This is a genomic window from Pseudomonas sp. URMO17WK12:I12 (assembly GCF_000514395.1).
Lineage (GTDB): Bacteria > Pseudomonadota > Gammaproteobacteria > Pseudomonadales > Pseudomonadaceae > Aquipseudomonas > Aquipseudomonas mucoides.
Genome location: NZ_KI911392.1, coordinates 248,873 through 273,367 on the forward strand (window position 1 = coordinate 248,873; position 24,495 = coordinate 273,367).

Sequence of the window (24,495 nt, forward strand, 5' to 3'; positions counted from 1 at the left end):
GACTCGGTGATTGCCTAGTGGCGCGTGCTGGCCGGTATCAGTCAGCGGTTCTCAGGACTTGGGATTTGGCCACCTGAGCCGGGGCAAAGTGGCAGGTGAAGGTGCTGCCGTGGCCTGGCACGCTGCTGATTTCCATCCGCGCGCGGTGGCGCAACAACACGTGTTTGACGATAGCCAGGCCCAGGCCGGTGCCGCCGGTGTTGGAATTGCGGCTGGAGTCGACGCGGTAGAAGCGTTCGGTCAGGCGCGGCAGGTGTTTGCTGTCGATGCCGATCCCGGAATCCTGCACGCTCAGGTGCGCGCCTTGCTCATCGGCCCACCAGCGAATGCGGATATTGCCTTCGGCCGGGGTGTATTTCACTGCGTTGAACACCAGGTTGGAAAACGCACTGCGCAGTTCCGCTTCGCTGCCCTTGAGCATGATCGTCGGGTCGGCTTCCAGGGTGATGCGCTGGTTTTTCTGCCCGGACAGCTGCTGAGCGTCGCTCTTGATCGACTGCAACAGGCTGTCAACGACCACGGGCTGGTTGTCCGACGGGTAATCGGTGGCTTCCAGCTTGGCCAGCAACAGCAAGTCATTGAGCAACGTCTGCATGCGACCGCCCTGTTGCTGCATCTGCTGCAAGGCACGGGTCCAGCGTGGGTTCACTTCATCGACGTTGTCGAGCAGGGTTTCCAGATAGCCACAGATCACCGTCAGCGGCGTGCGCAGCTCATGGGAGACGTTGGCGATGAAGTCTTTGCGCATCTGTTCCAGCTGATGGATACGCGTGACGTCGCGCACCAGCATCAAGTGTTCATTGTTGCCGTAGCGGGTGATGTACAGCTGAATGCGCACGCGATCATTGGTCGGCGACGGGATTTCCAGCGGTTCGGCGTAGCTGTCCTGCTCGAAATATTCCTTGAAGCGCGGGTGGCGCACCAGGTTGGTGACCGGCTGACCGCTGTCTTGCGGGGTCTTGAGGCCGAGCAGGGTTTCGGCGGCGAGGTTCCACCATTCCAGGTTGCCGTCGCTGTCGAGCATGACCACCGCGTCTTTCAGCGCGGCGGTTGATTCCTGGATCCGGTCGATCACCGCTTGCAGACGCCCGCGTACCCGTTGGTCGCGACGTTGCAGGTGATAGATGCTGTCGAACACCTCGCCCCACAGGCCATAGCCATCGGGTGGTGCTTCATCGGCTGAGTGCAGGCGTAGCCATTCGTGCAAACGCAGCAGTTGCTTGAGGGTCCAGGCCAGGTAAAGGCCCAGCCCCGCGGCCAGGCTCCAGCCGTAGTAGCCGGTAATCAGGCCGATCACCAGGCAACCGGTGACCAGTAACAGCATGTGGCGAATCAGGGTGCCATGCCAGTTTTGGTTCACGGAAACGTGCGTCCTTGTCAGCTTGTCGGGCGGGTAAGGGCAGGGTCAGGCTTTGGTGGAAAAGCGGTAACCCGTGCCACGCACGGTTTGTACCAGATTTTCGTAGGCATCGCCGAGGGCCTTGCGCAGACGACGGATGTGCACGTCGACGGTACGCTCCTCCACATACACGTTGCCGCCCCAGACCTGATCCAGCAACTGGCCACGGGTGTAGGCGCGTTCCTGATGAGTCATGAAAAATTGCAGCAGGCGGTATTCGGTCGGGCCCATTTCGGCCGGTTTACCGTCGATGGTCACGCGGTGACTGATCGGGTCCAGCAGCAGGCCGCCGACTTCAATCGGCGCTTCGCCATCGGTTGGGCCGGCACGGCGCAACACGGCTTTGAGGCGGGCGACCAGCTCTCGCGGGGAAAACGGTTTGGTGATGTAGTCGTCGGCGCCGACTTCCAGGCCCTGGATCTTGTTGTCCTCTTCGCCCTTGGCGGTGAGCATGATGATCGGGATGTCCCCGGTCAGCTCATCGCGCTTGAGGCGGCGGGCCAATTCGATACCGGAGGTGCCGGGCAGCATCCAGTCGAGCAGGATCAGGTCCGGCTTGCGGTCAACGATGATGGCATGGGCCTGCTGCGAGTTCTCGGCCTCCAGGCAGTCATAGCCGGCCATCTCCAACGCAACGGCGATCATTTCGCGAATGGGCGCTTCGTCGTCGACGATCAGAATGCTCCTGCCAACCATGCCTTAATCCTCTTGTCATTTAACTGTCTTGCGCCGCATTAGATAACGGAATTATTGCAGTCGTGTGACAGTATTTTAGCTGCCCGGCGATTGTCATGATCCTGAACTAAGCTCTAAGTCCGAATCCTGACAACCACAAAAGGAAGGTTTCCATGAAGCAAATCTCACATTCCTTTAAAGCCCTGCTGTTGGCGGCTGCGTTCTCCTTGCCGGGCATAGCCTTCGCGGCTGAGCCGGGCATGATGAAAGGCGACATGATGGTCGACCACAAGGGCATGACCTTGTACACGTTCGACAAGGACACGGGCGGCAAGTCGGTGTGCACCGGTGAATGTGCCAAAAACTGGCCGCCGCTGGAGGCAAAGGCAGGCGACAAGGCTGAAGGGAAATGGACCATTATCAAACGTGACGATGGCATGATGCAGTGGGCGTACAACGGCAAGCCGCTGTATTACTTCATGAAGGATAAGGCTCCCGGAGATATGACGGGCGACAAGATGAAAGACGTCTGGCACGTCGTTCGCGAGCATATGTAGAGATGGTGTAGCCCTGTAGCAGCTGGCGTAGCCTGCGTCCGGCTGCGCAGCAGTCGTAAATCCTGAGTGTGCGGTCCATCTGATACACCGCGTGAGCAGACTTTACGACGGCTGCGCAGCCGGACGCAGCCTTCGGCAGCTGCTACATAAAGCGTGTCCGTCAGCGCAGTGCGTAATCCAGCACGATCCCGACAAAAATCGCCAACCCGGCCCAGTGGTTGTGCAAAAACGCCTTGAAGCAACGCATCCGGTCCTTGTCACGGGTGTACCAGAATTCCCACGCGAAACAGCCTGCCGCCGCCAGCAAACCGAGGTGGAACCAGCCACCGAGCTCGAATGTCGACCCTGCCAGCAACAGGCAGCCCAGCGCCAACCCCTGCAACGTCAGGATGATCACCCGATCCGCATCGCCAAACAGAATCGCCGTGGATTTCACGCCGATCTTGAGGTCATCGTCACGGTCAGTCATCGCGTAATACGTGTCATAACCCACGGTCCAGAGCAGGTTGGCGATCCACAGCAACCACGCCGTCGCCGGCAGTTCACCGGTTTCGGCGGTGAACGCCATTGGCATCCCCCAGGAAAACGCCGCGCCCAGCACCACTTGCGGGTAATAGGTGTAGCGCTTCATGAACGGGTAACTGAACGCCAGCGCCAAACCGCCGAACGACAGCCAGACCGTCGCCGCATTGGTGCACAACACCAGCAGAAAACTCACGCCCATCAACAGCGCGAAGAACACCAGGGCTTCTTTGGAACTGATCCTGCCGCTGACCAAGGGGCGTTGTTCCGTGCGTTTCACGTGGCCATCGACCTTGCGATCCGCCCAGTCATTGATCACGCAACCCCCGGCGCGGGTCAGAATCACGCCCAAGACAAAAATCACCACGTTGGCCAGCGACGGCGAGCCTTTGCCGGCAATCCACAGCGCCCACAGCGTCGGCCACAGCAGCAGATAAATGCCGATCGGTTTGTCCATGCGCGTCAGTTGAATGAAATCCCAGGCCCTAGGGTTCAAACGGTTCAAGGACTTGAGCAGGCTCTGGTACATCAGCAGTTCTCCGGATGGGCGCGAGTGGCGCTCCACAACGTCGGCAGGAAGATTTCGGCCACCAGCACGCTCAGGGCGCCACGGTCGAAACGCGAGCGCCGGCCCCACAGTTCCGATGTCCGGCACTCCATTGGCAACCAGGCTTGAGGGTAGTGACACACCTCGATAGCGCGACGCTGGAACGCATGATCGCAAAACAGCAATTCCCCCAGGGAACGGCTGCCCAGTTCGTCCATGTGCAACCCGTCACCCTGCAACGCGCTGCGAGCTGCAACGCTGCGGGCAAACACCCATGCCTCGCCGTGACCGCGCAAATACACCTCGCGCACCCAGCCCTCGCTGCCCTCGGCCAGGTCCAGTGCAGCACATTCGTCGGCGCGCAGTGGTTGCCAGCCTTCGAACAGTGGCGTGACGCTGAAGCGGTCATTCGACAAACGGATCAACCGTCGGGTCAGGGAGCCTTCGTCGAACAGCCAGTCGAGGGTAGACGCGTCGGGGAGGGGCGTGAGTTGGCTTTGGGGGAGCCACAGCGGGGCGTTTGAGTGCGGCACAGTGAGTCATTATTGGCAGCAAATGAGGCGGCGAGCTTACCATGTCAGCCGGCGATTTTGATTGACCGGCCTGCCGTTGCGCCGAACAGGCTTGCATCTGTCGGGCCCGATCAGTACAAAACGCCCTGAGCCGGACGGCAACGCTGCAACCATCGACCGTTCGTGCCGGCAATACGCCTGAATCCTGAGGAAGTAACTGAATGAAAAAGTGGCAATGTGTGGTCTGCGGCCTGATCTATAACGAAGCCGACGGCTGGCCGGACGACGGTATTGCGGCGGGCACGCCGTGGCAGGACGTGCCGGAAGATTGGCTGTGCCCGGACTGCGGCGTGGGCAAGATGGATTTCGAAATGATCGAAATCAACTAAGAATCCAAGGAGTAAGGAATGAACGCACCTGTCGTCATCGTCGGTACCGGGCTGGCTGGCTATAACCTGGCCCGGGAGTTTCGCAAACTCGATAGCGACACCCCGTTGCTGTTGATTACCGCCGATGACGGGCGTTCCTACTCCAAGCCGATGCTCTCCACCGGTTTCGGCAAAAACAAAGACGCCGACGGCCTGAGCATGGCCGAACCCGGCGCGATGGCCGAACAGTTGAAGGCTGAAGTGCGCACCCACACACGCATCAGCGGCATCGATCCGGGCCACAAACGCTTGTGGATCGGTGAAGAGTCGGTGATGTACCGCGACCTGATTCTGGCCTGGGGCGCGGAAACCGTGCGCGTGCCCATCGAAGGTGACGCGGCGGATTGCGTGTTCCCGATCAACGATCTGGAAGATTACGCGCGCTTTCGTGCAGCGGCGGCCGGCAAGCGTCGGGTGCTGTTGCTCGGCGCCGGCCTGATTGGCTGCGAGTTCGCCAATGACCTGAGTCTGGGCGGTTACGAGGTGCAACTGGTTGCACCGTGCGAGCAGGTGATGCCAACCCTGTTGCACCCGGCTGCGGCGGCTGCCGTCCAGGCCGGGCTGGAAAGCCTCGGTGCGCGATTCCATCTCGGGCCGGTGCTCAATCGCTTGCAACGCGTGGCGGATGGCCTGGAAGCGCATCTGTCCGATGGCCAGGTGATCCCTTGCGACGTTGTGGTGTCGGCCATTGGTCTGCGTCCGCGTATCGATCTGGCCGCGGCGGCCGGTGTGCAAGTCAACCGTGGCGTGGTGGTCGACCGTCATCTGAAAACGTCCCATGACAACATCTACGCGCTAGGCGATTGCGCCGAGGTCGATGGGCTGAATTTGCTGTACGTCATGCCCCTGATGAGCTGTGCGAGAGCGCTGGCCCAGACCCTGGCCGGAAACCCTACGCCCGTGAGCTACGGCCCGATGCCGATCACCGTGAAAACCCCGGTGTGTCCGTTGGTGGTCTCGCCGCCGCCACGGGGCAGCGAGGGCGTCTGGACGGTCGAAGGGCAGGGCGGCGACATCAAGGTGTTATGCCGCGATGCCAGCGGAAAACTGCTCGGTTATGCCCTGACAGGCACCGCCGTGATGGAAAAACTGGCCCTCAACAAAGAGCTTCCGGCACTGCTGGCGTAAATACCGGTCGTTCTGTCGGAATCACCCCTCTTTTGCCCCTACAAAGCACGCGCCGAGACTGGCGCGGCTCTTCCTTGCGTGCCATCCTCACTCCCGTCTGCCGCAGAGTAGAGCACCTGCGGCGCTTTGGGCGCTGCTCCACAGAGAGCAGCACGGACATAACAACAAAAAACCGTCAAAGGGGCTTCACTAATATGCGTAAACCAGAACTCGCCGCAGCAATTGCTGAAAAAGCAGACCTCACCAAAGAGCAGGCCAACCGCGTTCTTAACGCCGTTCTCGAAGAAATCACCGGCGCTCTGCATCGCAAGGACAGCGTCACGCTGGTGGGCTTTGGTACCTTCCTGCAACGCCACCGCGGTGCCCGCACCGGCAAAAACCCGCAAACCGGTGAGCCCGTCAAAATCAAGGCCAGCAACACTGTTGCGTTCAAGCCAGGCAAATCGTTGAAAGACAGCGTCAATCCGTAATACGCACCGACTGCCCGCGTCGCGGGAGAGCGGGATAAAAAATGGGCACGCCAACGAGGTTGGGTGCCCATTTTTTTATGTGGCGGATCAACTGGCCCGGCTGTGGTTCCTGGCGTGAATCGCCGCCATTTCTGGCTCTGAATACAAGGCGCTGATGGTTTCAGTGCCTTCGAAGGCCAGCACTTTGAAATCGTTGCGAACCGTCGGGATCACAAGGGTGAATTGAGAGGCGTTAGCGGGTGCGAACATGCGCTTATCCTTTTGCTTTTTTAGCTCATCCTTGAGCTGAGAACGGAGAATCTTGTGCTGTCAGAGACGTGTTTGGTCGGCGTAGGCACCTGCACGCTATCAACGCATCAGAAGGGTGGATGTAGGGCGCAGCCGGAAGCATTGTCCGAAACTTCCTTATTTCGGAATATTGCGCTGCAGTTGCGAGCGAAGTTCATGCAATTGCCCGGTGTATTGCCGAACTTGAGTATCTGCTCCAATTGAAAGTGCTATCGGTTCGATGGCACTTTTTTGTGTATCCATTGTCTGATCGAGTTTTTTTTAAATTTCGGAAACATTTCAGAGCTTTCCTACATTCATCCTTGCTGATTGTTGGCATGCTGCACACCTTCTGCGGGGCGATGGCAGCCAATAATCTGCGTCAAGGTCAACGAGCCGCTCTACCTCAATGGTTTCATGGGTATCACATGAAGGCTTGAATATTAAAACGACATCAGGGGATCCCCCTACACATATAGGGATTTCTCCTACGGTCAATAAACAACACTTCGTCTTGTTGTTTAATCAGATGCTTGCTAGTGGCCATCATTGTGATTACGATGCGCGCACTTGAAAGAGCACGAACTCAATTGGATGAGACTCATCGCAGCTCTTTGATACTGTCCCGCGCCGCTGGAATACTCTTTTGGCGTATGACTGTAATCCTAAATAAAGGCCATGGATGTCCTACTCGAGCAAACTTTCCGCGCATTATCTCGAACTCGCAAAAGTCTCTGTTTCCAAAGAGAATTTCGCGGGCGAGGACGTTCGCTTTTCAAGCGAATATGAAGCCCTGGAAAGCGAGCTGGCGAAAGCCTCGTCCATGCACGAAAGCGGTCAAATCGACTGGCTGAAAATCCGCGAAAACAGCGAAAACCTGCTGCGTACCCAGTCCAAGGATTTGCGCGTTGGTGCCTGGCTGACCTGGGCGTTGTACCAGCGTGAATCGTTTCAAGGACTGCTGGCCGGCCTCGGTTTGCTGCACCATTTGTCAGAACATCACTGGGCCGAAGTCCACCCGAACAAGGCCAGAACCCGCTCCGCCGCGATCAGTTGGCTAGTGCCGCGTCTTGAGCAGGTGCTGACCGAAAACATCGCGATCAAAGAGCAGTTACCGATGTTCCGGCGGCTGGTCGAGCACCTTGAAGGCCTCGATGCCGCTTGCACCGAGCACTTGGGCGACGACGCGCCGTTGCTGCTGCCGATCTCCCGCCGCCTGAAAAACATGGTGCAACGCGCCGCCGACAACCAGCCGGAACCCGGTGTGGTCGGCGCCGCCGTCGCCCAGGTCAAACAAGCTGCTACGCAGTTGTTCACCCCCGGCGCACCGATCGATAACGAAAAAGAAGCCCACAAGGCCCTGCGCGCCCAGCAAGAGAGTGCGCGGCCGTTGTGTGCCTGGTGGTTGAAGCAGAAAGCCACCGACCTGCGCGCCTTGCGCCTCAATCGCACGTTGCTGTGGTTGCCCATCGACGCCGTCCCCGAGCGTAACGCCGAGCAAATCACCGTGCTGCGCGGCTTGCCAGCGGACAAGCTCAAGGCCTATCAGGACCGTTTCGACCAGGCGAAATACGCCGACCTGCTGGTGGAACTGGAGGCGAGCCTGGCGAAGGCGCCGTTCTGGTTCGATGGCCAGCGAATGGCCTGGGAATGCCTTCAGTCCTTGAACGCCGAAATGGCGATGCGCGAAGTGGAAATCCACTTCGCGCTTTTGATTCAGCGCCTGCCCGGCATTATCGAATTGCGTTACCACGACGGTGCGCCATTCGCCGATCCGGCCACCCGCGCCTGGATCAGCGCCCACGTCATGCCGCACCTGCAAACCGCCAGTGCGCCGCGCAAGGTCGAAGTGGCTGACACGCAGCCGGCGTGGGAACTGGCCCTCGAAGAAGTCCTGCCGATTTTGCGCAAGGACGGCCTCAAGGCTGCCGTGCAAATCCTCAAGCAGGGCCTGCAAAGCGCCCAGGGCGGGCGCGTTCGATTCTTCTGGCAGTTCGCCCTCGCGCGGCTGTGCTTCATGGCCAAGAAATACGAACTGGCCAAGACCCAGTTAGAGACCCTCGACCAAACATTACAGGACTCAGGCCTGAACGCCTGGGAGCCCGATCTTGCGCTGGAAGTGCTGCATTTACTGCATAGCTGCTGCGAGTTGTTGCCGCAGAACCATGCCGTACGTGAACGCAAGGAAGAGATTTATCGCAGGCTGTGCCACCTCGATCTCGAAGTGGTACTCGAATAGGCCCCCGGGCCACAACCGCAAGGAGAAAAGCCATGGCCAAAGAAGGCTCGGTAGCCCCCAAGGAACGCATCAACGTCACTTTCAAACCTGCCACCGGTGGTGCCCAGGAAGAGATCGAACTGCCGTTGAAACTACTGGCAATCGGTGACTACACCCACCGCAAGGACGAACGCAAAGTCGAAGATCGCAAGCCGATCAGCATCGACAAGATGACCTTCGACGAAGTGCTGGCCAAGCAAGAGCTGAGCCTGACACTGAGCGTACCGAACCGTCTTCAGGAAGAAAGTGACACTGAAGAACTGGCCGTGAAACTGCGCGTCAACTCGATGAAGGACTTCAACCCGGCCAGCCTGGTCGAGCAAGTGCCTGAGCTGAAAAAACTGATGGAACTGCGCGACGCGCTGGTGGCCCTCAAAGGCCCGCTGGGTAACGCACCTGCGTTCCGCAAAGCCATCGAAGGCGTGCTCGCCGACGACGAATCCCGCGGTCGCGTATTGGGTGAGCTGGGCTTGAACGCCGCCGCCCAGGACGCCTGAGCCCCCATCAGCCAAGGAAGCCAAGACAATGAGCACTAGCGCAGCACAGCAAAAGAGTAACGAGAACGGCGAATACAGCATTCTCGACAGCATCATCGCCGAAACCCGCCTGACCCCGGACGACGAAGCCTACGACATCGCCAAGCGCGGTGTGTCGGCCTTCATCGAAGAGCTGCTCAAGCCGCAGAACAACGGCGAGCCGGTCAAGAAAGCCATGGTTGACCGCATGATCGCCGAGATCGATGCCAAGCTCAGCCGCCAGATGGACGAAATCCTGCACCACCCGGACTTCCAGTCGCTGGAATCGTCATGGCGTGGCCTGCAGTTGCTGGTCGACCGCACCAATTTCCGCGAAAACATCAAGATCGAAATCCTCAACGTCTCCAAGGACGACCTGCTGGACGACTTCGAAGATTCGCCGGAAGTGATGCAGTCGGGCCTGTACAAGCACATCTACACCGCTGAATACGGTCAGTTCGGTGGTCAGCCGGTGGGCGCGATCATCGCCAACTACTTCATGTCCCCGAGCTCGCCGGACGTGAAACTGATGCAGTACGTGTCCAGCGTTGCCTGCATGTCCCACGCGCCGTTCATTGCCGCGGCCGGCCCGAAATTCTTCGGCCTGGAAAGCTTCACCGGCCTGCCGGACCTGAAGGATCTGAAAGATCACTTCGAAGGCCCGCAATTCGCCAAATGGCAGAGCTTCCGCCAGTCGGAAGACTCCCGTTACGTTGGCCTGACCGTGCCGCGTTTCCTGCTGCGTAACCCGTACGACCCGGAAGACAACCCGGTCAAATCGTTCGTGTACAAGGAAACCGTCGCCAACAGCCACGAGCACTACCTGTGGGGCAACACCGCCTACGCGTTCGGCACCAAGCTGACCGACAGCTTCGCCAAGTTCCGCTGGTGCCCGAACATCATCGGCCCGCAGAGCGGTGGCGCGGTGGAAGACCTGCCGTTGCACCACTTCGAAAGCATGGGCGAAATCGAAACCAAGATTCCTACGGAAGTATTGGTTAGCGACCGTCGTGAATACGAACTGGCCGAGGAAGGCTTCATTTCCCTGACCATGCGCAAAGGCTCCGACAACGCGGCGTTCTTCTCCGCGAGCTCGGTGCAGAAGCCGAAGTTCTTCGGCATCAGTGCAGAAGGCAAGGCGGCAGAGCTGAACTACAAGCTCGGCACCCAACTGCCGTACATGATGATCGTCAACCGTCTGGCTCACTACTTGAAAGTGCTGCAGCGCGAGCAACTCGGTTCGTGGAAAGAACGCACCGACCTCGAGCTGGAACTCAACAAGTGGATCCGCCAGTACGTGGCCGACCAGGAAAACCCGAGCGCCGAAGTCCGTGGCCGTCGTCCGCTGCGTGCCGCCCAGATCATCGTCAGCGATGTCGAAGGCGAGCCTGGCTGGTACCGCGTCAGCCTGAACGTGCGCCCGCACTTCAAGTACATGGGTGCCGATTTCACCCTGTCGCTGGTTGGCAAGCTGGACAAAGAGTAAACGGAGCTAACTCATGACTGGATACGGCAGCCTTTTCGAACGCCTGGGCGGCGACGCGGACAAACGCGTCGGCTGGAGCCGCGAGGTTTCCGCCATGGCGTCCGTGGCTGCCCATCTGGCCAAGATGCTCAGCACCCGTGCGGGCAGCGTGCAAACGCTGTCCGATTACGGGCTACCCGATCTCAATGACATGCGTCTGAGCCTGCACGACTCCCTGAGTCAGGCCCGTCTGGCCATCGAAAATTTCATCGAAGCCTACGAGCCACGCCTGAGCAATGTGCATGTCATCTCCCTGCCGCGTGACCACGATCAGCTTCGCCTGTCCTTCAGCATCGAAGGCCTGCTGGAAGTTGATGGTTTCAAGCGTCAGGTCAGTTTCGCCGCGCGCCTGGATGGCAGCGGTCAAGTGAAGGTCAACTAAGGAGATTCGTATGTCCGGCAAACCCGCAGCCCGCGTATCCGACCCCACCGCTTGCCCGCTCCCCGGCCACGGCACCAACCCGATCGCCGCCGGTTCCGGCGACGTGTTCTTCGACGGCCTCGCGGCCGCCCGCCAAGGCGATGCCTCGGCGTGTGGTGGTGCGATGGTCGGCGACCTTGCAACGACTGTTTTGATCAACGGTAAACCGGCGGCCACTGTGGGCTCCGTTGGTACTCATGGCAACAAAGTTACGGCTGGGTCCGGGACGGTGATTATTGGGAATTCGCATTCGCCGGCGCCGTTTGTTCCGCCGTTGCCGGTGGAGATTCAGTGGCCGTTTAACGAGCACTTTGTGATCAATTGCCAAGAAAGCGGAAAGCCGCTCGCCGGAGTGGAATACACGCTTAAAACTGCCTCGGGGAAGATCATTAACGGTGTGACGGGGGCGGACGGAAAAACGCAAACAGTTTTCTCAGCTACTGCGGAGGCGGTTGAGTTGGTCATTGAACCCCAAGCCAGAGTTGTACTCGCTTAGTTATTTGCTTTTCGCCACCAGTGACAATCGGATCCTGGAGTAACTGTTAGAGGGATATGGAAATGGCAGCAACAACAGTGGCAACGACCATGACTCCGGCAAGTAATAAAGTCGGACAGTCTGCGACTGCGCGTCAGTTCAAGATCACTGATATTCCAGATACGATGAAAAAAATGAAATGGCCAGTTGCCGCAGACCTTATGAACCATTGGTTCAGTGGTAAGCCATGGCCAACTGGTGATGGTGGGATGGATGATAAAGTAAAGAAGCATGATGTTTTCGCGCCCAAGGAATACATAGAAGAATCCATCGTTAAAATGAGTTGGGTTTCCGGTTTTGAACGTGCAAATTCTGCGATAAAGCATTTGAGGGGGACCTGGAATAGTCCAGCTGGAGTCACTCTGATCAAAAGCAGGCTCCGTCGAGCGTTTTCCGGTAAAGCCTCTGGGTGTTATCCGGTTGCGTTTAATGGTGTTGCCAGTGCTGCTGAGAAATTTGGTTATTCAAATAACAAAGTAGTCGAGTTTGAGCAGGCAGGCTCTGATGAGGTGAATGAGCTTCGAGCGGCACTGGCTAATTTCAACATGCGAGCTATTGCTGAAGGTGTCGTCGTTGTAACGGATAAGAGTATCGTATTTACCCCGTCGAAATTGGGCTTTTATATCGAGGATTCCTACGATTTCAACGATGGCGTAGCTCTGTTCAGTCAGATTCTTGGCTACTGGAATTTTGATAAGTTAGTGACGGACCCCGTTGAGGGAGCAAAAGCTAACGCGAAACTGGCTGCCCAAATGAATGCCGTTATGGCGGAGTCGCAATATCAGGGTGTGAGAGGACAGCAAAGCACACAGCAAAAAGATGAGGCCGTACGTCGATATCGAGAGCTCGAAGGCAAACACTACATGCTCGTTCAAAACAGTGATTTTCGAGACTATCGTGATCTGAATGAGAAGGGCGGCGATTTTCGCGTGTATTCGGACATTATGTACGAGCCCGTAACGTCTGCACCTATTGAGATATCTGCTAAATGAAGATCGGACATAAGTACGCCATAAGCTTGGCTGTCTTGTTGTGTAGCTTGTTGATGGCTAGTGCAATCATTGTGGTTGAAGTTTTAGGTCGTGCGCCAGACTATTCGAAAAAAAGTCCGTCTGGGCAATACCTTATCGAGTCTGTTCCTGCAAGCTCGCTTTTGACCCCGCGAGACTTTGTTTATCTGCGATTCACCGATTTAAACAACCCCAGTCAGGTTTACCGTACACCTCTTTTTTCCGAGTTGGAGTTGGATATGCGCGCCGATGAAGATGAAAAAACAGTGGGTGTTGTATTTATAGAATTTGATAAGTCGAGCAAGGCTTTTACGTTGGGGCTTTCCAGCCCGAAAAAGCACTGGTTGAATTTTTTTATCAGCAATACGCCTTACAGGGTTCTGGAAAATTGATGCTGGGTTCAGTGACCGGGATGCTCTTTGCAAGACCACGAAAAAGCACTTGTGGCATCAGCACGGCGATTACGCCTGAAAAAATGAGAGAGCGGTAATCATGAGCGCAATGGATTTGCAGGGGTATCTGGCCCCTCGCGCTCTACAGGATTTTTTTTGATGAGTTCCACTACCAGGCAGGTAACCCGTGTCCTTTAACCACTACTACCAAAGCGAACTCACCGCACTTCGCCAGTTAGGTCGTCGTTTCGCCGAGCGTAGCCCGGCGTTGGCGCCTTTCCTCGGCCAAGCCGGGCGGGATCCCGACGTGGAGCGGTTGCTGGAAGGTTTTGCGTTCCTGACCGGTCGCCTGCGTCAGAAGCTCGATGACGAATTGCCCGAACTCAGCCATTCGCTTATGCAACTGCTGTGGCCCAACTACATGCGGCCGCTGCCGGCGTTCAGCATTTTGCAGTTCGACCCGTTGAAACGTTCCGGCCCGGCGCTGAAGGTCGATCGCGATACACCGATTGAAAGCGTTCCGATTGAAGACGTGCGTTGCCGTTTCCGCACGTGCTACCCGACCGAAGTCCAGGCGCTGGATCTGGCCGCGCTGACGTACTCGGTGAAAGGCGACGGTTCGCTGTTGAGCCTGCGCCTGGAGATGAGCGCCGACGGTCACCTCGGTGAGCTGGAATTGAGTCGTTTGCGCCTGCACTTCGCCGGCGAGCGTTACATCAGCCAGATGCTGTACCTGAGCCTGTTGCGCAATCTGGAAGGCATCGAGTTGATCCCGCTGGATAGCGCCGGCAAGCCGATCAATGGCGTCAACGGCACCCCGATGGCGTTCAAGATGCCCGGCGACCGGGTGCAGCCGGTGGGTTTTGCCGAAGAAGAAGCGTTGATTCCGTATCCGCTGAACACCTTCCGTGGCTACCGCTACCTGCAAGAGTATTTCGCCTTCCAGGACAAGTTCCTGTTCGTCGACGTCAACGGTCTGGACATTCTCAAGGCGCTGCCGGAAAACACCCTCAAGCAGATGCGTGGTCTGGAGTTGCGCTTCGATATTCGCAAGAGCGGCATCCTGCGCATGCGTCCGACCCTGGACAACGTGAAGCTGTATTGCACGCCCATCGTCAACCTGTTCAAGCACGACGCACTGCCGATTCGCCTCGACGGCAAGCAGGACGAATACCTGCTGTTGCCTGCCGAATACGACCTGGAAAACTGCGGCGTGTTTTCCGTGGAAAGCGTCACCGGCTGGAAGCCCGGCGGTCTCGGTTATCAGGAGTACGTGCCGTTCGAATCCTTCGAGCACGACCCGAGTTTCGACGTGCCCACCAGCCGTCCGCACTACAGCATTCGCCAGCGTTCATCGCTGCTGCACGACGGCCTCGACACTTACTTGAGCTTCGGCATCCGCCATACCGAAGCCCACGAAACCCTGTCGATCGAGCTGACGTGCACCAACCAGAACCTGCCAAAAAAACTCAAGCTCGGCGACATCTGCCAGGCCTGTGAAGAGACGCCGGAGTTTCTCAGTTTCCGCAACATCACCCCGGCTACCCCGAGTTATGCGCCGCCGCTGAATCGCGACTTCCTGTGGAAGCTGATCAGCAACATGTCGCTTAACTATCTGTCATTGGCCGACGTCAATGCGTTGAAGGTGATTCTCGAAACCTACGACCTGCCGCGCTACTACGACCAGCACGCGGAGAAGGTCAGCAAGCGCCTGCTCGGCGGGCTCAAATCGATCAAACACCAACACGTCGACCGCCTGCATCGCGGCTTGCCGGTGCGCGGGTTGCGCACCGAGCTGACCATCGACCCGGAAGGCTACATCGGCGAAGGCGACCTGTTCGTGTTCGCTTCGGTTCTTAACGAGTTTTTCGCGCTTTACGCCAGTCTCAATTCGTACCACGAGCTGCGGGTAAAAAGCACACAGGGAGAGGTGTACCAATGGACACCACGTATGGGCCTTCAGCCGCTGCTTTAAGCGGTCTGACCCGAGGAATACGCGAGTACTCGCTGTTTCAGGCCGTGCTGCTGGTGGTTGACCGGCTGCGCGAGGCCCACCCGCACCTGAGTCAGGACGATTTGTACGACCAGCTGGAATTCCAGGCCAACCCGAGCCTGGGTTTCCCTGGCAGCGATGTCGATCGCGTGGAGTTTTTCCACGAGCACGGGCAGATGCGCGCGCGCCTGCGTTTCAACCTGATCGGCCTGGTCGGTTCCGGTTCGCCGCTGCCGGCGTTCTACGGCGAACAGGCCCTGGGCGACAGCGAAGACGGCAATCCGACCCGCAACTTCCTCGACCTGTTCCACCATCGCCTGCAACGGCTGATGCTGCCGATCTGGCGCAAATACCGCTACCGCGCCAGCTTCGAGAGCGGTGCGCTCGACCCGTTCTCCTCGCAATTGTTTGCGTTGATTGGCCTGGGCGGCGAAGAGATCCGCAAGGCCGGCGAACTGAACTGGAAACGCCTGCTGCCATACCTCGGCTTGCTCAGCTTGCGCGCGCACTCGGCGGCGCTGATCGAAGCGGTGCTGCGTTACTACTTCAAGCACGCCGAGCTGACCATCGAGCAGTGCATCGAGCGCCGCGTGGAAATTCTCGACGAGCAGCGCAATCGTTTGGGTCGCGCCAACAGCCTGCTTGGCGAAGACCTGGTGCTGGGCGAACACGTGCGCGACCGCAGCGGCAAATTCCGCATTCACATCCGCGAACTCGACTGGCAACGCTTTCACGAATTCCTGCCCATCGGTTTCGGCTACCAGCCGTTGTGCGCGCTGGTGCGCTTTACCCTGCGTGACCCGCTCGATTACGACATTCGCCTGGTGTTGCGCCACGAAGAAATCCCGGAACTGCGCATCGGTGAGCAGAACGCCTGTCGCTTGGGTTGGACCAGTTGGCTGGGCCGCGAAAAAGCGGACGGCGTGGTGACCCTGGGCAGCAAAATTCATTAAGGACAGATGACCAATGATCAACGTAGACCTGCAACAACTTATCCAGGCGCTGGACGCCGAAACCCGTCGTGACCTGGAAAGTTCTGCCGAACGCTGCGTCGCCCGTGGCGGCAGCAAGATCCTCGTCGAAGACTTGTTGCTCGGCCTGCTGGAGCGCCCGCAAGGCCTGCTCGCCCGCGCGCTGCAAGATGCCGAAGTGGATGCCGGTGAACTGAGCGCGGCCCTGCAATCGCGGGTCGAACACAGCGCTTCGCGCAACCCGGTGTTTGCCCCGGAACTGGTGCAATGGCTGCAGGATGCCTTGCTGGTGGCGAACCTCGAACTGGGCCAGACCCAGGTCGAACAGGCCGCGCTGATCCTCGCCTTGCTGCGTAACCCGATGCGTTACGCCGGCAGCCGTTACCAGGCGTTGTTGGCCAAACTGAACATTGATCGCCTGAAAGAATTCGCCCTGTCGCAGAAAGAACAACCGGCCACCGGCAAACCCGCCGTGGCGGGCGAATCGCTGTTGCAACGCTTCACCCACAACCTGACCCAACAGGCCCGCGACGGCAAACTCGACCCGGTGCTGTGCCGCGATGGTGCGATCCGGCAGATGATCGACATCCTTGCCCGTCGCCGCAAGAACAACCCGATTGTGGTCGGTGAAGCCGGTGTGGGTAAAACCGCGATCGTCGAAGGCCTGGCCTCGCGCATCGCCGCCGGTGAAGTGCCTCAGGTGCTCAAAGGCGTCGAGCTGCTGTCGCTGGACATGGGCCTGCTGCAGGCCGGTGCCAGCGTCAAAGGTGAATTCGAACGTCGCCTCAAGGGCGTGATCGACGAAGTCAAAGCCTCGCCGAAACCGATCATCCTGTTCATCGACGAAGCCCACACGCTGATCGGCGCGGGCGGCAATGCCGGCGGTTCCGACGCGGCCAACCTGCTGAAACCGGCGCTGGCCCGTGGCGAACTGCGCACCATCGCCGCCACCACCTGGGCCGAGTACAAAAAATACTTCGAGAAAGACCCGGCGCTGGCCCGTCGTTTCCAGCCGGTGCAACTGCACGAACCGACCGTCAGCGAAGCGGTGACCATCCTTCGTGGTCTGGCTCAGGTGTACGAGAAGAGCCACGGCATCTACCTGCGCGATGACGCCGTCGTCTCCGCCGCCGAACTGTCCGCCCGTTACCTCGCCGGTCGCCAACTGCCGGACAAAGCCGTCGACGTGCTCGACACCGCGTGCGCCCGCGTTCGCATCAGCCTCGCCGCCGCTCCGGAAAGCCTTGAACGCCTGCGTGGCGAACTGGCTGAAGGCGGTCGTCAGCGTCAGGCCCTGCGCCGTGATGCGGAAGCCGGTTTGCTGATCGATCACGAAGCGCTGGAAGCACTGGAAGCGCGGCTGGAAGAAGCTGAAGACGAAAGGGCGGCGCTGGAAATCCTGTGGACCGAACAGAAGGCATTGGCCGAACGCCTGTTGGACCTGCGCCAACAACTGGCCAAAGCGCGTGAAGCCGCTGCCGTCGAACCCATCGTCACGGTTGAAGAAGACGCCGAAGGCACCGTGATCGAAACCCTGCCGGTGGACGAAGCGCACAGCGTCGAAACCCTGGAAGCGGCACTCAACGAAACGCACAAAGCGCTGACCGAGCTTCAGGTCAAAGAACGCCTGGTGAGCTTCGAAGTCTGCCCGCGTCTGGTCGCCGAAGTGATCAGCGCCTGGACCGGCGTGCCCTTGGCGCAACTGGCCCGCGAGCACAATGCCAAGGTCGCGAGCTTCGCCACCGACCTGCGCACGCGCATCCGTGGTCAGGAACAAGCCGTTCACGCCCTGGACCGCTCGATGCGCGCCACTGCTGCCGGCCTTAACAAACCGGACGCGCCGGTCGGCGTGTTCCTGCTGGTCGGTCCGAGTGGTGTCGGCAAAACCGAAACCGCGCTGGCCCTGGCGGATTTGCTGTACGGCGGTGATCGTTTCATCACCACCATCAACATGTCCGAGTTCCAGGAGAAACACACCGTCTCGCGCCTGATCGGCGCGCCGCCGGGCTACGTCGGTTATGGCGAGGGCGGCATGCTCACCGAAGCCGTGCGCCAAAAACCGTATTCGGTGGTGCTGCTCGATGAAGTCGAAAAAGCCGACCCGGACGTGCTCAACCTGTTCTACCAAATCTTCGACAAAGGCGTGGCCAACGACGGCGAAGGGCGCGAGATCGACTTCCGCAACACGTTGATCCTGATGACCTCGAACCTGGGCAGCGACCGCATCAGCGAACTCTGCGAAAACGGCGCGCGGCCGACCGCCGAAGTCCTTGAAGAAACCATCCGCCCGGTGCTCAGCAAACACTTCAAACCGGCGCTGTTGGCGCGCATGCGCGTGGTGCCTTACTACCCGGTGGGCGGCCCGGTGCTGCGCGAGCTGATCGAAATCAAGCTCGGCCGTTTGGGCGAGCGCCTGAACCGTCGTCAGCTGGACTTCACTTACTCCCAGGACCTCGTCGATCACTTGGCCGAACGCTGCACCCAAAGCGACAGCGGCGCACGCCTGATCGACCATTTGCTCGACCTGCACGTGCTGCCGCTGGTGGCCGACCGCTTGCTCGACGCGATGGCCACCGGTGAAAGCCTCAAGCGTGTGCATGCCACGCTCGACGGTGACGCCAGCGTGACCTGCGAGTTCGCCTGAGGTGGGTGTGATGTTCACTCAAGTGCCGCAACCGCTGGTCTATGCCGAAGCCTTGCTGGCGCAGTTCGCCAGCCTGTCGCGGGCGGCGGACGGGGCTGCGCTGCTGGGTGACTTCGTGCGCGGTCTGGCCGAGCTCAGCGGTTGCGAACTGACGCAGCTGTACTTGCTGGACGCGACCCACACCTGCCTGGGCATGAACGCCGAATGCCTGAACGGCATCCTGCAACCCCGGGAAGCGGCGAGCCTGCCGGCGGATTACAACGGTGAACAACTGCTGCAGTTCGCCCTGTGCCAGAACCGTGTGGTGAGCCTCAGCGAGCTGAGCGGCAGCCTGCACGAAACCAGTTTCCTGCCGCCCCAGGCCACGCCTTGGCAGTCGCTGTTGTGCGTGCCTTTGGTCAATCAGCAGAAGTCGGTTGAAGGCTTGCTGCTGTGCGCCAGTCGCCGGCATATCGACCTGCAAGGCTTTGCCGACTCCCTCGGTCAGCTGGGTTCGTTCGTGCTCGGCCAGTTGCACCTGCTGCAACGGTTGCGTCAGCCGAGCGGTGTTTCGCGGCCAGCGCCGGTCAGTGTGCCGAGCGCCAGCGGTTACGGTTTGATCGGTAAAAGCTCGGCCATGCGCCAGACCTATTCGCTGATCAGCAAAGTCCTGCACAGCCCATACACCGTGCTGTTGCGCGGCGAAACCGGCACCGGCAAGGAAGTGGTCGCCCGGGCGATTCACGATTGCGGGCCGCGCCGCTCCCAGGCGTTCATCGTGCAGAACTGCGCGGCGTTCCCCGAGAACCTGCTGGAAAGTGAACTGTTCGGCTACCGCAAAGGCGCCTTCACCGGCGCTGATCGCGACCGCGCCGGGCTGTTCGACGCGGCCAATGGCGGCACCTTGCTGCTGGATGAAATCGGCGACATGCCGTTGTCGCTGCAAGCCAAGTTGCTGCGCGTGTTGCAGGAAGGCGAGATCCGTCCGCTGGGTTCCAACGATACCCACAAGATCGACGTGCGCATCATTGCCGCGACGCACCGGGATTTGTCGGTGCTGGTCAGCGAAGGCAAATTCCGCGAGGACTTGTACTACCGCCTCGCGCAATTCCCGATCGAGTTGCCGGCCCTGCGCCAACGTGAAGGCGACATCCTCGACCTGGCCCGGCACTTTGCGGAAAAGGCCTGCTCGTTCTTGCAACGCGATGCGGTGCGTTGGTCTGACGCGGCGCTGGATCACCTGTCCGGTTATGCCTTCCCCGGCAACGTGCGCGAACTCAAAGGCCTGGTCGAGCGCGCCGTTTTGCTGTGCGAGGGCGGCGAGTTACTGGCCGAGCATTTCTCCCTGCGCATGGAAGCCATGCCGGAAGACAACAGCCTGAACCTGCGCGAACGCCTGGAGCAGGTCGAACGCAGCCTGCTGCTCGATTGCCTGCGCAAAAACGACGGCAACCAGACCCTCGCCGCCCGCGAACTCGGCCTGCCACGACGCACGCTGCTGTACCGCCTCGGGCGCCTGAATATCAACCTGGGTGACTTCGATGGGTAGGTCAATGACCGTCGATTTCACCTCATTCGCTTCTGATAGCGCCGCCCAATCGGGCCGGCGCTTTGTGCTTTGTCTATCCCTGGAGACCCTCTGATGCCTGTTCGTCACTGGCAAGCCGTCCTGCTGACCCTCGTCGTTCTATGCGGCCTCGGCGGCTGTAGCGGCAATTACAAATACAACGACAACACCTATCGCCCATTGGGTGATCCGCAGGCGGTCAATCGCGGCAAGTGACCGCAAGGAGTATCACCATGGAACTGGTTTTCGAAATGCTCAACACCAAGCAATTCGTGCCCACGGACTTGTGCCAAAAGACCTTTAAACAGGCTGGGGGCGTGATTGGCCGGGGCGAGGATTGCGACTGGATCATTCCAGACCGCAAGCGCCACCTGTCCAACCACCACGCGTTGATCAGCTACCGCGAAGGCACGTTTTTCCTGACCGATACCAGCAGCAACGGTATCCAGAACAGCGAAAGCGGCGCACGCCTGCGCAAGGGCGAAGCCATGCGCATCGAACACGGCAGTGTCTATGTGCTGGGTGATTTCGAGATCCGCGCGCGGCTGGTGCGGGACCCCGCGACCTTCGACGTCGAAGTTGGCCGTCCGCAAGCGGCCGGCAGCATCATTCCGGATGACGCGTTCCTCGACCTCGACCCGCTCAATGCACTGGATCAGCAAGAACGTGTGTATTCGGAAATCGAGCAATTGATCTCCCCGAGCACCGCCATCGAAGACACCCGTCAGCGCGCCGACTACGCCCGTATCGACATGGAAAGCCTGATGGTCCCGGAGCTGATCAATGCCCCGGCCGAACCCGCTCCGGCCCCACCGCCGAAAGCGGTCGAACGTCAGAGCGAAGGCTTCTGGGAGCATTTCGGTGCCGCGCTGGGCGTGGACCTCAAAGGCCTCGACCACGACGCCCGCGAAGCGCTGGCGCTGAACGCGGCCCGCTTGCTCAAGCAAAGCGTCGGCGGTTTACAGCAGAGCCTGCGCACCCGCAGCGAACTGAAAAACGAACTGCGCCTGGCCCAGACCACCGTGCAAGGCTCGCAAAAGAACCCGCTGAAATTCGCCGTCGATGCCGGTGAAGCACTGGGCATTTTGTTGCAGCCGAACAAGCCGGGCCAGTTGCCGGCAGAACAAGCGATCTCCCGCGCGTTCCGCGATTTGCAGGCGCATCAGGTGGCTTTGCTGACCGCCAGCCGCGCCGCCGTTCGCGGCACGCTGGAGCACTTCTCGCCACAGCAATTGACCCTGCGTTTCGAGCGCGACAACAAGCCGTTGCTCGCCACCTCGGGCAGTCGCTGGAGAGCCTACGGTCGTTATCACCAGGCCCTGCGTCAGGACGATGACTGGAGCGAGCGCCTCTTGGCCCGTGACTTCGCTCAGGCCTACGAAGAGCAGATCCGCCTGATTTCCACCCTACACACCGACCACCAAGGATGATGCGCATGTCTCGCTGCTCGACCGCTTTTTTCAAGACGCTGACGGCGCTCATGGCCCTGGTGCTGTTGGCCGGCTGCTCGTCGCTGTCGCCGTATTCGAAAGTCACCAAGCTCAACCTGAAACTGACCGCCAGCGATCAGCTGAACCCGGACCTCAACGGGCGTCCGTCGCCGATTGTCGTGCGCCTGTTCGAGCTCAAGCACCCGGTGACGTTCGAAAACGCCGACTTCTTCAGCCTGTATGAACGCGCCAAGGAATCCCTGGCCCCAGACCTGGTGGCCAGCGAAGAACTCGAGCTGCGCCCCGGCGAAACCGTTGAGCTGAAACTCAGCGTGGAGGAGGGCAGCCGCTACGTTGGCGTGCTCGCCGCTTACCGCGACCTGCCGGAAACCAAATGGCGCTACACCGTGCAAATCACCCCGGTGGAAGTCACCGACGCTGACCTGACGCTCGATCAGGCCGGTATCCGCAATAGCCTCGAAACGCTCGCCAAGGCGGATGACTGATCATGAATAACCATAAAGTCATTTGGCAGGAAGGCATGCTGCTGCGCCCGCAGCACTTCCAGCACAACGATCGCTACTACGATCACCAGATGAAGACCCGCACCCAGTTGCTGGGCAGTTACACCTGGGGTTTCCTGAACCTGGACATCGATTTGCAGTTCCTCAACATGGGCAAACTGGTGGTCAGCCAGGCCTCGGGGATTCTGCCGGACGGCAGCCTGTTCGAACTCGGTGGCAACACCGAACCGCTGGCGCTGGACGTGCCGCCGAACACCGGCAACACGCCGATCTACCTGGCGTTGCCGCTGGTCACCGGTAACCACATCGAGGCGCGCCGTCCGGAGCAATCCGACGTGCTGGCGCGCTACACCGCGTACGAAGCCGAAGTCGCCGACTCCAACGCCGGGGATGACTCCGCCAGCCAGGTGCGCTGCGGTCGCCCGGACTTCAAATTGTTGCTCGGTGAACAGCAGAGCGATCAGGCCTACGTGAAGCTGAAAATTTGCGACGTGCTCGACACCACGCCTGACGGCGTGATCAGCCTCGACCCGGATTTCGTGCCGACCTACATTCAGGCGCATGCCTCCAGCTACCTGCTGTCGTGCCTCAAAGAAGTGATCAGCATGCTCGGTCACCGTGGCGACACCATCGCCGAGCGCATCCGTTCCAACGGCAAGGTCGGTGGCGCGGAAGTCGGCGACTTCATGATGCTGCAACTGATCAACCGCACCGAACTGTTGCTGCGTCACTACCTCGGCCTGGAGCAGGTTCACCCGGAAGAGTTGTACCGCACGCTGCTGACCATGCTCGGTGACCTGGCGACCTTCTCCAGCGACAGCAAACGCCCGCGCCTGGACAGCCGTTACCAGCACAGCGATCAGGGCGCGAGCTTCCGCAAACTGATGGAAGCGATCCGCCAGGTGCTGTCGATGGTGCTGGAACAGCACGCCATCGAACTGATCCTGCAGGAACGTCAGTACGGGATCATCGTCTCGCCATTGCACGACCACAAACTGCTGGGCTCGGCATCGTTCGTGCTCGCGGCCAGTGCCAACTGCGACTCTGAAGAACTGCGCCACCGATTGCCGGCGCACCTCAAGGTCGGCCCGGTGGAGCGCATCCGCCAACTGGTCAACCTGCACCTGCCGGGCATCAAGGTCAAACCGTTGCCGGTGGCCCCGCGGCAGATCGCGTTCCACTCCAACAAAACCTATTTCATCCTCGAACTCAGTTCGGGAGACCTGGCAGACCTGGAGCGCTCCGGCGGCTTCGCGTTCCACGTTTCCGGTGAATTTGCCGAGCTCGAACTGAAATTCTGGGCCATCAGGAACTGACTGAAATGATTAAGGACATGGAACACCATCAGGACGATAAAACCGTCTTGCTCGACCGCCAGGGCCACGGCCCGGCGCAAAGTCCGCTGACCGATTTCGCTGCACCGCCGCGATTCGAGCAGCTCGAAGAACGCATGATCTACGCCGCGCGTTTGCGTCCGGCCGAAGCGTTCAACATCAGCCTCAATTCGCTGGTGGCCGCTGCGTCCGAGCTGCTCTCGGAAGTGGTGCGACTCAAGCACAGCGACACCCGCGAAGACATGTATGCGCTCAACGAGCGACTGACCGCCGGGCTCAAGCTGTTTGAAGTGCGCGCACTGCACAACGGCGCCGAAAGCAGCCAGGTGATGGCCGCGCGCTACGTGCTGTGCACCGTGGTCGACGAAGCCGTCGTGACCACGCCGTGGGGCAACGAAAGCGAGTGGTCGCAGATGAGCCTGCTCAGCAGCTTCCACAACGAAACCTTCGGTGGCGAGAAGTTCTTCCAGCTGCTGGATCGCCTGTCGAAAAACCCGGTCAAGCACCTGCCGATGCTGGAGTTGATGTACCTGTGCCTGTCCCTCGGTTTCGAAGGCAAGTACCGCGTACAAGCGCGCGGCATGCTCGAACTCGAAGGCATCCGCGATGCCTTGTACCGGCAGATCCGTCAACTGCGTGGCGACGTGCCGCGTGAGCTGTCGCCGCACTGGGAAGGCCTGAACGATCAGCGCCGCAGCCTGGTGCGCATCGTGCCGGCGTGGATGGTGGTGCTGTTCACCTTTGTCTGCCTGGTGGTGATGTATTCGGGTTTCGCCTGGGTGCTCGGCGAGCAGCGCGACACCGTTCTGCAACCTTTCCAGCCGCTAGATCCGGCCGCGGTCCAGCCGCAGTCACAGCCGTAAACAGGGACG

25 protein-coding genes are annotated in these 24,495 nt (G+C 59.7%); 20 read left to right on the forward strand and 5 right to left on the reverse strand.

What is annotated here, in order from left to right:
* Positions 1-37: 37 nt before the first annotated feature.
* Together phoR and phoB are read right to left on the reverse strand one after the other, a co-directional pair.
* Entirely contained in the window at positions 38-1,324 is a 1,287-nt protein-coding gene (phoR, locus tag D882_RS0128085; RefSeq protein ID WP_231986536.1) for a phosphate regulon sensor histidine kinase PhoR, read from the reverse strand.
* 81 nt (positions 1,325-1,405) lie between these two features.
* Positions 1,406-2,095, reverse strand: coding sequence for a phosphate regulon transcriptional regulator PhoB (phoB, locus tag D882_RS0128090; protein WP_007896474.1), 690 nt, complete (start codon positions 2,093-2,095; stop codon positions 1,406-1,408).
* A 152-nt stretch (positions 2,096-2,247) separates the two neighbouring features.
* Between phoB and D882_RS0128095 the strand changes: the two genes are divergently transcribed.
* The gene (locus tag D882_RS0128095; protein WP_027926305.1) at positions 2,248-2,631 is read left to right on the forward strand and encodes a hypothetical protein; all 384 of its coding nucleotides are present in this window, start codon (positions 2,248-2,250) and stop codon (positions 2,629-2,631) included.
* 160 nt (positions 2,632-2,791) lie between these two features.
* Here D882_RS0128095 and ubiA read toward each other — a convergent pair whose 3' ends face one another.
* Together ubiA and D882_RS0128105 are read right to left on the reverse strand one after the other, a co-directional pair.
* Positions 2,792-3,682 carry a 4-hydroxybenzoate octaprenyltransferase gene (gene ubiA, locus D882_RS0128100; RefSeq protein WP_027926306.1) on the reverse strand — a complete coding sequence of 297 codons (891 nt, stop codon included), beginning with the start codon at positions 3,680-3,682 and terminating at the stop codon, positions 2,792-2,794.
* Positions 3,682-4,233 (reverse strand): chorismate lyase, encoded by a 552-nt coding sequence (locus D882_RS0128105; protein WP_027926307.1) that lies wholly within the window; start codon positions 4,231-4,233, stop codon positions 3,682-3,684. Before D882_RS0128105 ends, ubiA begins: the two co-directional genes overlap by 1 nt.
* A gap of 200 nt (positions 4,234-4,433) precedes the next feature.
* Here D882_RS0128105 and D882_RS0128110 point away from each other — a divergent pair, with 200 nt between their 5' ends.
* The 3 genes from D882_RS0128110 (at position 4,434) to D882_RS0128120 (ending at position 6,238) form a co-directional block, all read left to right on the forward strand.
* On the forward strand, positions 4,434-4,601 hold the full coding sequence (locus D882_RS0128110) for a rubredoxin (RefSeq protein ID WP_027926308.1): 168 nt from the start codon (positions 4,434-4,436) through the stop codon (positions 4,599-4,601).
* 18 nt (positions 4,602-4,619) lie between these two features.
* Positions 4,620-5,768, forward strand: coding sequence for an NAD(P)/FAD-dependent oxidoreductase (locus tag D882_RS0128115; protein WP_027926309.1), 1,149 nt, complete (start codon positions 4,620-4,622; stop codon positions 5,766-5,768).
* Positions 5,769-5,962: 194 nt separating this feature from the next.
* Positions 5,963-6,238 (forward strand): HU family DNA-binding protein, encoded by a 276-nt coding sequence (locus tag D882_RS0128120; RefSeq protein ID WP_003213368.1) that lies wholly within the window; start codon positions 5,963-5,965, stop codon positions 6,236-6,238.
* An 87-nt stretch (positions 6,239-6,325) separates the two neighbouring features.
* On the opposite strand, the gene D882_RS1000000132795 is transcribed toward D882_RS0128120, so the two are convergent.
* Positions 6,326-6,487 carry a hypothetical protein gene (locus D882_RS1000000132795; RefSeq protein ID WP_155953757.1) on the reverse strand — a complete coding sequence of 54 codons (162 nt, stop codon included), beginning with the start codon at positions 6,485-6,487 and terminating at the stop codon, positions 6,326-6,328.
* Positions 6,488-7,187: 700 nt separating this feature from the next.
* On the opposite strand from D882_RS1000000132795, the gene tssA reads away from it, so the two are divergent.
* The 16 genes from tssA to icmH all read left to right on the forward strand — a co-directional run bounded on the left by tssA (position 7,188) and on the right by icmH (position 24,486).
* Positions 7,188-8,744 (forward strand): type VI secretion system protein TssA, encoded by a 1,557-nt coding sequence (gene tssA / locus D882_RS0128130; RefSeq protein ID WP_027926310.1) that lies wholly within the window; start codon positions 7,188-7,190, stop codon positions 8,742-8,744.
* A gap of 32 nt (positions 8,745-8,776) precedes the next feature.
* Positions 8,777-9,280 (forward strand): type VI secretion system contractile sheath small subunit, encoded by a 504-nt coding sequence (gene tssB, locus D882_RS0128135; RefSeq protein WP_027926311.1) that lies wholly within the window; start codon positions 8,777-8,779, stop codon positions 9,278-9,280.
* A 28-nt stretch (positions 9,281-9,308) separates the two neighbouring features.
* Positions 9,309-10,784, forward strand: coding sequence for a type VI secretion system contractile sheath large subunit (gene tssC, locus D882_RS0128140; protein WP_027926312.1), 1,476 nt, complete (start codon positions 9,309-9,311; stop codon positions 10,782-10,784).
* 13 nt (positions 10,785-10,797) lie between these two features.
* Positions 10,798-11,205 carry a type VI secretion system baseplate subunit TssE gene (gene tssE / locus D882_RS0128145; protein ID WP_027926313.1) on the forward strand — a complete coding sequence of 136 codons (408 nt, stop codon included), beginning with the start codon at positions 10,798-10,800 and terminating at the stop codon, positions 11,203-11,205.
* Positions 11,206-11,215: 10 nt separating this feature from the next.
* Positions 11,216-11,740, forward strand: a complete 525-nt coding sequence (locus D882_RS0128150) for a PAAR domain-containing protein (RefSeq protein WP_027926314.1) — start codon at positions 11,216-11,218, stop codon at positions 11,738-11,740.
* Between the two features lie 62 nt (positions 11,741-11,802).
* The gene (locus tag D882_RS0128155) at positions 11,803-12,771 is read left to right on the forward strand and encodes a DUF6402 family protein (RefSeq protein ID WP_027926315.1); all 969 of its coding nucleotides are present in this window, start codon (positions 11,803-11,805) and stop codon (positions 12,769-12,771) included.
* Positions 12,768-13,181: a hypothetical protein gene (locus tag D882_RS0128160; protein ID WP_027926316.1), complete on the forward strand. Its 414-nt coding sequence runs from the start codon at positions 12,768-12,770 to the stop codon at positions 13,179-13,181. Before D882_RS0128155 ends, D882_RS0128160 begins: the two co-directional genes overlap by 4 nt.
* Positions 13,182-13,368: 187 nt before the next feature.
* Positions 13,369-15,156 (forward strand): type VI secretion system baseplate subunit TssF, encoded by a 1,788-nt coding sequence (tssF, locus tag D882_RS0128165; protein ID WP_027926317.1) that lies wholly within the window; start codon positions 13,369-13,371, stop codon positions 15,154-15,156.
* Positions 15,120-16,127 carry a type VI secretion system baseplate subunit TssG gene (gene tssG, locus D882_RS0128170; protein ID WP_027926318.1) on the forward strand — a complete coding sequence of 336 codons (1,008 nt, stop codon included), beginning with the start codon at positions 15,120-15,122 and terminating at the stop codon, positions 16,125-16,127. Before tssF ends, tssG begins: the two co-directional genes overlap by 37 nt.
* 13 nt (positions 16,128-16,140) lie before the next feature.
* A complete protein-coding gene (gene tssH / locus D882_RS0128175) occupies positions 16,141-18,789 on the forward strand; it encodes a type VI secretion system ATPase TssH (RefSeq protein ID WP_027926319.1) in 2,649 nt (882 codons plus the stop codon).
* Between the two features lie 10 nt (positions 18,790-18,799).
* Positions 18,800-20,317 (forward strand): sigma-54-dependent Fis family transcriptional regulator, encoded by a 1,518-nt coding sequence (locus D882_RS0128180; RefSeq protein ID WP_027926320.1) that lies wholly within the window; start codon positions 18,800-18,802, stop codon positions 20,315-20,317.
* Between the two features lie 93 nt (positions 20,318-20,410).
* A complete protein-coding gene (locus D882_RS0128185; protein WP_007894589.1) occupies positions 20,411-20,551 on the forward strand; it encodes a hypothetical protein in 141 nt (46 codons plus the stop codon).
* Between the two features lie 17 nt (positions 20,552-20,568).
* A complete protein-coding gene (gene tagH, locus D882_RS0128190; RefSeq protein ID WP_027926321.1) occupies positions 20,569-21,765 on the forward strand; it encodes a type VI secretion system-associated FHA domain protein TagH in 1,197 nt (398 codons plus the stop codon).
* A 5-nt stretch (positions 21,766-21,770) separates the two neighbouring features.
* Positions 21,771-22,271, forward strand: a complete 501-nt coding sequence (gene tssJ / locus D882_RS0128195; RefSeq protein ID WP_027926322.1) for a type VI secretion system lipoprotein TssJ — start codon at positions 21,771-21,773, stop codon at positions 22,269-22,271.
* 2 nt (positions 22,272-22,273) lie between these two features.
* The gene (gene tssK, locus D882_RS0128200; protein WP_027926323.1) at positions 22,274-23,605 is read left to right on the forward strand and encodes a type VI secretion system baseplate subunit TssK; all 1,332 of its coding nucleotides are present in this window, start codon (positions 22,274-22,276) and stop codon (positions 23,603-23,605) included.
* Positions 23,606-23,610: 5 nt separating this feature from the next.
* A complete protein-coding gene (icmH, locus tag D882_RS0128205) occupies positions 23,611-24,486 on the forward strand; it encodes a type IVB secretion system protein IcmH/DotU (protein ID WP_027926324.1) in 876 nt (291 codons plus the stop codon).
* Positions 24,487-24,495: the final 9 nt, after the last annotated feature.

Bases quoted from the DNA above. Each gene is read 5' to 3' on its own strand.
- D882_RS0128120 (WP_003213368.1), top strand. From the start codon at position 5,963: ATGCGTAAACCAGAACTCGCCGCAGCAATTGCTGAAAAAGCAGACCTC.
- D882_RS0128185 (WP_007894589.1), top strand. From the start codon at position 20,411: ATGCCTGTTCGTCACTGGCAAGCCGTCCTGCTGACCCTCGTCGTTCTA.
- tssB (WP_027926311.1), top strand. From the start codon at position 8,777: ATGGCCAAAGAAGGCTCGGTAGCCCCCAAGGAACGCATCAACGTCACT.
- phoB (WP_007896474.1), bottom strand. From the start codon at position 2,095: ATGGTTGGCAGGAGCATTCTGATCGTCGACGACGAAGCGCCCATTCGC.
- D882_RS0128110 (WP_027926308.1), top strand. From the start codon at position 4,434: ATGAAAAAGTGGCAATGTGTGGTCTGCGGCCTGATCTATAACGAAGCC.
- tssA (WP_027926310.1), top strand. From the start codon at position 7,188: ATGTCCTACTCGAGCAAACTTTCCGCGCATTATCTCGAACTCGCAAAA.
- D882_RS0128115 (WP_027926309.1), top strand. From the start codon at position 4,620: ATGAACGCACCTGTCGTCATCGTCGGTACCGGGCTGGCTGGCTATAAC.
- D882_RS0128180 (WP_027926320.1), top strand. From the start codon at position 18,800: ATGTTCACTCAAGTGCCGCAACCGCTGGTCTATGCCGAAGCCTTGCTG.
- tssJ (WP_027926322.1), top strand. From the start codon at position 21,771: ATGTCTCGCTGCTCGACCGCTTTTTTCAAGACGCTGACGGCGCTCATG.
- D882_RS0128095 (WP_027926305.1), top strand. From the start codon at position 2,248: ATGAAGCAAATCTCACATTCCTTTAAAGCCCTGCTGTTGGCGGCTGCG.
- ubiA (WP_027926306.1), bottom strand. From the start codon at position 3,682: ATGTACCAGAGCCTGCTCAAGTCCTTGAACCGTTTGAACCCTAGGGCC.
- icmH (WP_027926324.1), top strand. From the start codon at position 23,611: ATGATTAAGGACATGGAACACCATCAGGACGATAAAACCGTCTTGCTC.
- D882_RS0128155 (WP_027926315.1), top strand. From the start codon at position 11,803: ATGGCAGCAACAACAGTGGCAACGACCATGACTCCGGCAAGTAATAAA.
- tssG (WP_027926318.1), top strand. From the start codon at position 15,120: ATGGACACCACGTATGGGCCTTCAGCCGCTGCTTTAAGCGGTCTGACC.
- D882_RS0128150 (WP_027926314.1), top strand. From the start codon at position 11,216: ATGTCCGGCAAACCCGCAGCCCGCGTATCCGACCCCACCGCTTGCCCG.
- phoR (WP_231986536.1), bottom strand. From the start codon at position 1,324: ATGCTGTTACTGGTCACCGGTTGCCTGGTGATCGGCCTGATTACCGGC.
- tagH (WP_027926321.1), top strand. From the start codon at position 20,569: ATGGAACTGGTTTTCGAAATGCTCAACACCAAGCAATTCGTGCCCACG.
- D882_RS0128160 (WP_027926316.1), top strand. From the start codon at position 12,768: ATGAAGATCGGACATAAGTACGCCATAAGCTTGGCTGTCTTGTTGTGT.
- tssE (WP_027926313.1), top strand. From the start codon at position 10,798: ATGACTGGATACGGCAGCCTTTTCGAACGCCTGGGCGGCGACGCGGAC.
- tssH (WP_027926319.1), top strand. From the start codon at position 16,141: ATGATCAACGTAGACCTGCAACAACTTATCCAGGCGCTGGACGCCGAA.
- tssK (WP_027926323.1), top strand. From the start codon at position 22,274: ATGAATAACCATAAAGTCATTTGGCAGGAAGGCATGCTGCTGCGCCCG.
- D882_RS1000000132795 (WP_155953757.1), bottom strand. From the start codon at position 6,487: ATGTTCGCACCCGCTAACGCCTCTCAATTCACCCTTGTGATCCCGACG.
- tssC (WP_027926312.1), top strand. From the start codon at position 9,309: ATGAGCACTAGCGCAGCACAGCAAAAGAGTAACGAGAACGGCGAATAC.